The organism is Alkalimonas sp., assembly GCF_020831925.1.
Taxonomy (GTDB): Bacteria; Pseudomonadota; Gammaproteobacteria; order Enterobacterales; family Alteromonadaceae; genus Alkalimonas.
Genome location: NZ_JAFIFQ010000085.1, coordinates 1 through 7181 on the forward strand (window position 1 = coordinate 1; position 7181 = coordinate 7181).

7 protein-coding genes and 1 pseudogene are annotated in these 7181 nt (G+C 50.0%); 6 read left to right on the forward strand and 2 right to left on the reverse strand.

All coding sequences use genetic code 11. The features are described from left to right. Together JJU14_RS15725 and JJU14_RS15730 are read left to right on the forward strand one after the other, a co-directional pair. Nucleotides 1–248, forward strand: a pseudogene (locus JJU14_RS15725) (LysR family transcriptional regulator); the annotation flags it as partial. A gap of 210 nt (nt 249–458) precedes the next feature. Next, nucleotides 459–1970 carry a Fic family protein gene (locus JJU14_RS15730; RefSeq protein WP_228614670.1) on the forward strand — a complete coding sequence of 504 codons (1512 nt, stop codon included), beginning with the start codon at nt 459–461 and terminating at the stop codon, nt 1968–1970. 122 nt (nt 1971–2092) lie between these two features. On the opposite strand, the gene aceB is transcribed toward JJU14_RS15730, so the two are convergent. Further along, complete coding sequence (aceB, locus tag JJU14_RS15735) at nt 2093–3718, reverse strand: malate synthase A (RefSeq protein WP_228614671.1); 1626 nt, start codon at nt 3716–3718, stop codon at nt 2093–2095. Between the two features lie 247 nt (nt 3719–3965). Between aceB and JJU14_RS15740 the strand changes: the two genes are divergently transcribed. The 4 genes from JJU14_RS15740 to JJU14_RS15755 all read left to right on the forward strand — a co-directional run bounded on the left by JJU14_RS15740 (nt 3966) and on the right by JJU14_RS15755 (nt 6100). Continuing rightward, nucleotides 3966–4661, forward strand: a complete 696-nt coding sequence (locus JJU14_RS15740) for a DUF2726 domain-containing protein (protein WP_228614672.1) — start codon at nt 3966–3968, stop codon at nt 4659–4661. 230 nt (nt 4662–4891) lie between these two features. Further along, complete coding sequence (locus JJU14_RS15745) at nt 4892–5266, forward strand: response regulator (RefSeq protein WP_228614673.1); 375 nt, start codon at nt 4892–4894, stop codon at nt 5264–5266. 74 nt (nt 5267–5340) lie between these two features. Beyond that, nucleotides 5341–5535 carry a hypothetical protein gene (locus JJU14_RS15750; RefSeq protein WP_228614674.1) on the forward strand — a complete coding sequence of 65 codons (195 nt, stop codon included), beginning with the start codon at nt 5341–5343 and terminating at the stop codon, nt 5533–5535. A gap of 148 nt (nt 5536–5683) precedes the next feature. Beyond that, nucleotides 5684–6100 carry a response regulator gene (locus tag JJU14_RS15755; protein WP_228614675.1) on the forward strand — a complete coding sequence of 139 codons (417 nt, stop codon included), beginning with the start codon at nt 5684–5686 and terminating at the stop codon, nt 6098–6100. Here the strand turns inward: JJU14_RS15755 and JJU14_RS15760 are convergent. Next, nucleotides 6097–7181, reverse strand: a 1085-nt coding sequence (locus JJU14_RS15760) for an efflux RND transporter permease subunit (RefSeq protein WP_228614676.1), incomplete at its 5' end; no start/stop codon positions are given. The two genes, JJU14_RS15755 and JJU14_RS15760, sit on opposite strands and share 4 nt — an antisense overlap.

Sequence of the window (7181 nt, forward strand, 5' to 3'; positions counted from 1 at the left end):
TCAGTGTCTTTACCCGCAACTACCATGTGGCGATGCATCTGGCGGTGGAAATGGACCTGATTGCCACCCTGCCACTACGGGCCGCGAGGCTGTATGAGAACGATGACAGCATGGCGATTTTAGATCCGCCGTTTGCCATCCCATCGATAGAGTTAAAAATGATCTGGAGCCCGCTGCTGCATCAAGACGCCAGCCATATCTGGCTGCGGCGGCTGATCACAGAAACAGCGGATGAGATCAATGCCTGAGCCTGAAAAAAGCTAGGTATAAACAAGGGACGAAAACTATGGGGTCAAACCAATCACTCGGTATTTAAATTCGTTCATAAAACACCAAAACCTAAAAATAGAGGAGCAATAAAACCTAAAAATTAAATGACATCAAAACCTATAAATGATAAAACACTTACACCTAAACTCTAGATCTACACGCAATTCGATGACCAATGGGAAGCGACTATGAGCGATAGATCACAAAAACTAGCTGATTCACTTGAGCAATTAAAGCAGCTTCAAGAATCGGGTGTTGTCGCCATACAGTCTAAGCAATTAAGCCGAGTGCATCGCGAACGACTTTTGAAGCACGGTTTTATTCGGGAAGTTATCCGAGGCTGGTATATCCCTGCAATGCCTGATGCAAGTCCGGGTGATAGCACCTCTTGGTATAGCTCTTTCTGGGATTTCTGTGCTGCCTACTTGTCAGAACGGTTCGACAAATCCTGGTGTCTATCACCGGAGCAGTCAATTAGCCTTCACATCGGGGATAAAACAGTTCCTCAGCAATTGCTCGTTCGCTCTTCGAAAGGGAATAATAAACCCACTGCCTTTTTGCACAATACGTCGATTTTTGATGTCAGACTAAACTTACCTGATGTTGAACACATAGAAAATATAGAGGGGCTGAACGTATACAGTTTAGGTTCAGCGCTAGTCTCTTGTTCAGCTAATCACTTTATAAATGCGCCTATACAAATGCGTACTGCCTTATCCATGGTGACAGATGCTTCAGATGTGTTGTCCGTTTTATTAGCTGGCAACCACAGTGTAATTGCTGGCCGGCTAGTCGGGGCTTTTAGGAATATTGGCCGAGATTTAATCGCTGACAATATCTTAAAAGGCATGCAAGCGGCCGATTTCAAAGTACAGGAAGAAGATCCTTTTGAAGAGATACTTCAGGTAAGTTTTGGTCGCCGTGATGTATCACCTTATGTGAATCGCATGCGACTTATATGGGCGCAGATGCGTGAACGTGTTATCGCACACTTTCCTGAGCCAACAAATCAAGCAGTAGATATCAAAACGTACATTAGTGAGGTGGACGATAAGTTCGTTACAGATGCCTATCACTCTCTATCTATTGAGGGCTATCGCGTTACTCGCGATCTGATTGAGCTTGTTCGCACTGGCAACTGGCACACTGAGGGCTCTGATGAAAGCAAAAAGCACATGGATGCGATGGCTGCGAAAGGCTACTGGGATGCATTTCAGGAAGTTAAAAAAGCAGTGAGGGCAGTTTTAGAAGGCAAGAACCCAGGCGATGTTTTAGAGCATACGCATAGCGACTGGTACCTGGCTTTGTTTGGCCCAAGTGTTGCGGCCGGTATTATTAAGCAATCGGATCTGGCCGGTTATCGTTCGGGGCCTGTTTATATTCGCCAGTCAATGCACACCCCCCCTAATAGAGAAGCCATCAGAGATATGATGCCTACTTTATTCGATTTACTCGCTGAAGAAAAAAATGCTGCCGTCAGAGTTATCTTAGGGCATTTCATGTTTGTGTATATCCACCCATACTTCGATGGCAATGGCAGAATGGGACGATTCATTATGAATTTAATGATGGCCTCAGGAGGTTACCCTTGGACAGTCGTTCCAGTCGAACGGCGCGATGAATATATGCAGGCATTAGAATCGGCTAGCGTCAAACAGGATATCGTGCCATTTGCTAAGTTTCTTGCGTCGCTACTTTAGCGTCAGAAATTGCAGCAGCTAATAAATTCAGCCGCTGCTGACATCAGCAAGATCAGCAGCGGCTGCAGTGGCTCCCAGCATCCCAGGTTAGGGAGAGCCAAAGTCGTTTAACACCTTGGACGTTACGGCAGTAAGTCGTAAGCGGGTAAGGTTAAAAAATCTACCAATTCATCGGCAGTGGTGATGTCAAGCAGCAGGCTTTTGGCCCGCTCAAAGTTCTGGCTGGCCCAGACCTCTGTGCCCACTTCGGCTTTGACTACCTCGGCCTCTTCATCCAGCATGCTGGCAAACAACTGCTTAGTCACCAGCAGGCCATTGCTAAGCGTTTTGCCGTGCTGGATCCACTGCCAAATGGAGGCGCGGGAAATTTCTGCGGTGGCGGCATCTTCCATCAGGCCGTAAATCGGCACACAGCCTTTGCCGCTGATCCAGGCCGCCAGGTACTGCAGCGCCACCCGGATATTGGTACGCATACCGGTTTCGGTGCGCTCACCATCACAAGGCGCCAGTAAGTCAGCAGCCGTCACCGGTGCATCCTGCTCGCGCAGTACCTTCAATTGATTTGGTGTATCCCCCAGGTACTTATTCAGCACTGCGCCAGCGGTAGCTGCTAAGCCAGGATGCGCAATCCAGGTACCGTCATGGCCATTGCTGGCTTCCAGTTCTTTGTCGACAGTTACTTTGGCTAAGATGGCTTTATTTTGCTCCGGATCTTTGGCAGGAATCAACGCCGCCATACCGCCCATTGCCAGAGCACCGCGCTTGTGGCAGGTTTTGATCAGCAAGCGTGAGTAAGCGCTTAAAAAGGGTTTGTCCATAGTAACCACCTGCCGGTCTGGCAGTACCCGATCCGGGTGATTTTTCAGCGTTTTGATGTAGCTGAAAATATAATCCCAGCGGCCACAGTTCAGTGCCACGATGTGATCGCGCAAACTGTAGAGAATTTCATCCATCTCAAACACCGCCGGCAGGGTTTCAATCAGCACGGTGGCACGAATGGTGCCTACTGGCACGCCAAATTTTTGTTCGGTGTAACGAAACACATCATCCCACCATTTGGCTTCCTGATGGCTTTGCAATTTCGGCAGGTAAAAATAAACGCCGGTGCCCATTTTCTGACGCTGCGCCAGGTTATGAATCAAGTAGAGCGCGAAGTCCATCAGAGCACCAGGTACCTGACCGCCATCCACCTGCAAGTGTTTCTCCCACAGGTGCAGGCCACGTACCCGCGCTATTAACAGCGCCGGGTTGTCCTTGAGCGCATAGTGCTTGCCACTTTGCGGATCGGTATAGCTAATGGTGCCCAGATTGGCATCTCTTAGGTTGATTTGACCTTCCACCACCCCTTGCCAGGTGGGTGACTGCGCATCCTCAAAGTCGGCCATAAAGACTTTCACATCGGCATTGAGCGCATTGATCACCATCTTACGATCAACCGGACCGGTAATTTCCAATCGACGATCCTGCAAATCGGCTGGAATAGCAGCGACTTGCCAATCCGACTCCCGAATGTGTTTGGTCTCGGCTAAGAAGTCCGGCAAAGCGCCGGCATCGAACCGCGCTTGCTTTTGCCCGCGCTCAGCCAGTAACTGCTGCAGCCTGGGCCGAAATTCACGGGTCAGCTCCACCACTAAGTCACAAGCTTCCTTAGTAAATACCTGCTCCAGCTGCTGCTGAAAACCGGCATCGGCCGGGTTGGTTTGAATGGACAAGCTGTGGCGTTCAATCGCTGCGGTCGTCATGGGCATCTCCTTCACGGCCAGTAAGGCTGACCTGATTATTCGTCTTTCACCTGAAACAGTGCTTCAGCTAGGTGCGCTATACCCCACTATAAGCCGCCACCAACCATAATTAAAATCAATGAGCGATATACTTGTGATTCATACCATAAATATCACTATTGCCACCCACTCATAATGTTGGCATAGCTTGTGCTTTAGTCTAGCCAGTACAGGAAAATTCTTGTGGCTATGTCAATTTCTTGTCGGAGGGATTATGGAGTTTATCTTGCTATTGCTGGTTGCCCTGGTGGTGGTTGCTGCCCTTGTGGCCAGTCGCTTTGTGGAGCAGGGCAATCCGTTTCCATTTCAAAAGCGTGGCCCTGTCTTTACTCAGGTAGAACGTGGTTTTTTACGTTTATTGGAACAAGCGGTCGACAAAGAGTACAAGGTTCTGAGCCGGGTAAAACTGGCCGATGTGTTGGACTTTAAGAAAAACACCAGCAGCAAGACCCGTCGCAACGCCCTGTTAAAAATGAACCATAAGTACCTGGATTTTGTGCTTTGTGATCCAAACGATATGACGGTGGTAGCGGTGATTGACTTGGTAAACCCCAACAGCAAACAGGGCCACAAGGCCAGCCATGACTGGTATGTCAGCGGAGCACTGGAAGCCGTTGGCTTACCCTATCTACGTATGAAGATTAAGCAAGGCTATTCCATCGGTGATATACAGCAGTGTCTGATCAATCGCCTGGGAGCCAACATCAAAAAGACCGAGCCAATTATTAAAGGCCGCTTCAAGAAAGGGCCAACCCGACCGGTTCGTCCTATCCGTCCACTGATGCCGGCAGCGGCACAATCGGATACAATAGCAACCTTACCTTTAAAACCAGCTAGTCCAAGATTTACACCAGCCTTGTCGCAGTCGCAAATTAAAGCGCAATCGACAGCTCTGGTTCAGGCTTCTTAACGCATTGGAGAAATGAGTCACTCCTGCGATAAGTCGGATGCCGCCTGCTGCAACAGGCGGCATCATTTTTCCTCCCATGCGAAACAAAGCGGCAGAAAAAAGCACAGCGTTACTCTGATAAAATTATGATAATCACCGTACGGCACATCCAAAAGACAGCATAAACCGTAAGGTGAACTAGAATCATGTTACAGCCTTAACGCCTCCCGTTTTTAGAAAGGACACACCGAATGAAGTCAGCGCTTATTATCGATGACAATTCTCTGATACGGGAAGTACTCCGACAAATCCTGCACTCCATGAAGTTTGAGCAGATTATAGATGCACCGACCGGTCGACTGGGTTTACAACATGCTCTAAAAGACAAAGTAGACATCATTTTTCTGGACCTGGAACTTCCTGATACGCATGGTATTACCCTGCTCAAACAGCTTAAAGAGGCCTGCTCCACTCCGGTGGTGGTTATTACGTCGCACAGCACCCGCGAAAACCTGCAGCAGGCCATGCAAGCCGGTGCCGCCGCTTTTATTACCAAACCCTTCTTTGGGCAGAAAATTGCCGAAGTACTGCAAAAACTTAGAAAACAAACGGCCAAAACAGCATGACAAAAATACCGCTTAAGATGAGTTGCCACCTGCCGATAAACTGGTGACGACTTGCTCTAACCCAAGGAGGTTTTATGAGTCAATCCGTTGGCGCCACGGCTTCGGCCCAGGCGTTTGAAGTCCTGGGAGCTGTAATGGCAAAAAAGCAGCTTAATCAGGAAGCGCAGATGACCAACCTGTTGGTGGAAAGTGCCATGCAGAGCTCTGCAGCAGCACAAAGCCCATCACCGGTTGGTAATCTGGGCATGAACATCGACATCAAAGTCTGATGCGAGCAAGGCAAGTCAACATGGGATCTGCCGATGCTGTGTTGCTTGCCTTTTTTATGGCAGCGGACGAAGCAGCGGCTATACTTTAAAAAAGAGTCGGTCATTGCATTGAGCCGACAACACAAGAGTGTAGCAAAAGGAACTTGCGATGAACTTCAACACAGCCCTGATCATCGATGATAATGCCACCATTCGCGAATTACTGCGCCAAACCCTTAAACTGCTTGGCTTTTCACAGATAGTAGATGCTGATAACGGCTCTCATGGGCTGCTGCAACTTAACAACCAGAGTTTCGATGTGATCTTTCTTGATCTGGAGTTGCCGGATATTCATGGCACCAAGCTGATTCATCAACTCAGAGCGTTAGCGCCGGCCAGCCCGGTGGTGGTGGTCACCGCACACAACACCGTAGACAACCTGAAGTTCAGTGTACAGGCCGGAGCCGCCGGTTTTATCGCCAAGCCATTCTCTGCGGGGAAAATACAAAGCATTTTGCAAAAAAAACTGGGCAACAGCCACCACGCTGTCCCAGCAAAAAGCTTTGGCCTGGCCAGTCGCCCTTAATGCCGCATTGGCCGCTTGCCAGTCAGCGCCTGCACCAATTGCTCACTGGCACCGATAATCAACAGATACAACACAGGAACCAGCAACAGGGTTAGCAGCATAGCCCCGAGCAAACCGCCAATTACGCTGATAGCCAGTGGTTGCATGATCTCAGCTCCCTCGCCCAGCCCGATTGCCAACGGGGTCATGCCAAGTACGGTGGTCAGCGTGGTCATCAAAATAGGCCGCAGCCTTACCTGACCGGCTTCAATAATAGCTTGTTCCATCGCTTTGCCTTCAGCGCGACCAAGCTCAATGTACTCCACCAGCAAGATGGCATTGTTCACCACGATGCCAATCAATAGGACCACCCCAATCAAAACCGGCGCTGACAACAAGCTGCCGGTTATCCATAAAGCCAGCACCACGCCCATCAATGACATCGGTGCCGCTGCGATAATCACCAGCGGATTGCTCAGCTTCTCGTACTGTACCGCCAGCACCACAAACACCAGAAAAATCGACAGCAAAATGACCAGCCCAAGCTCACGCTGGGTTTCCTGCATGGTTTCCCACTGGCCGCCTAAAATCAGGCTGAATTGATCCGGTAGCTCCAGATCGACCAGTCGTCGCTCCACTTCGGCCATCAGACTGGCCACATCCGACTCTGCGGTATTGATATCAGCATTCATGCGCAGTAAGCGGCTTTGATTCTCCCGCTCAATATGGGCCGGGCCATCGGTCAGTTCAAAGCGGGCCAGATCACGTAAGAACACCGTCTGGCCCTGCTGACGAAACAGCAGCAAATTACCCAGTTGCTCGGCATCCTGCACCTGCGCGCGCGGCAATTGCACCCGAATATCGTACTCACGGGTTTGATCAACGAAACGTGACGGCACAGCACCATGCACCGCCTGCCGGATAGCCTGGCCAACCTGCGCTACACCTAAACCAAAATCCGCCGCCCGCTCACGATCCACCCGAATTTGCAATAAGGGGCTTTGCTCTTCACGGGCGGTTTCCAGGCCCTGCAACCCTGGCACATCGTGCAATAAAGCGGCGATCTGATTGGAGACCTGGTGCAGGCTGGCTAAATCTTCCC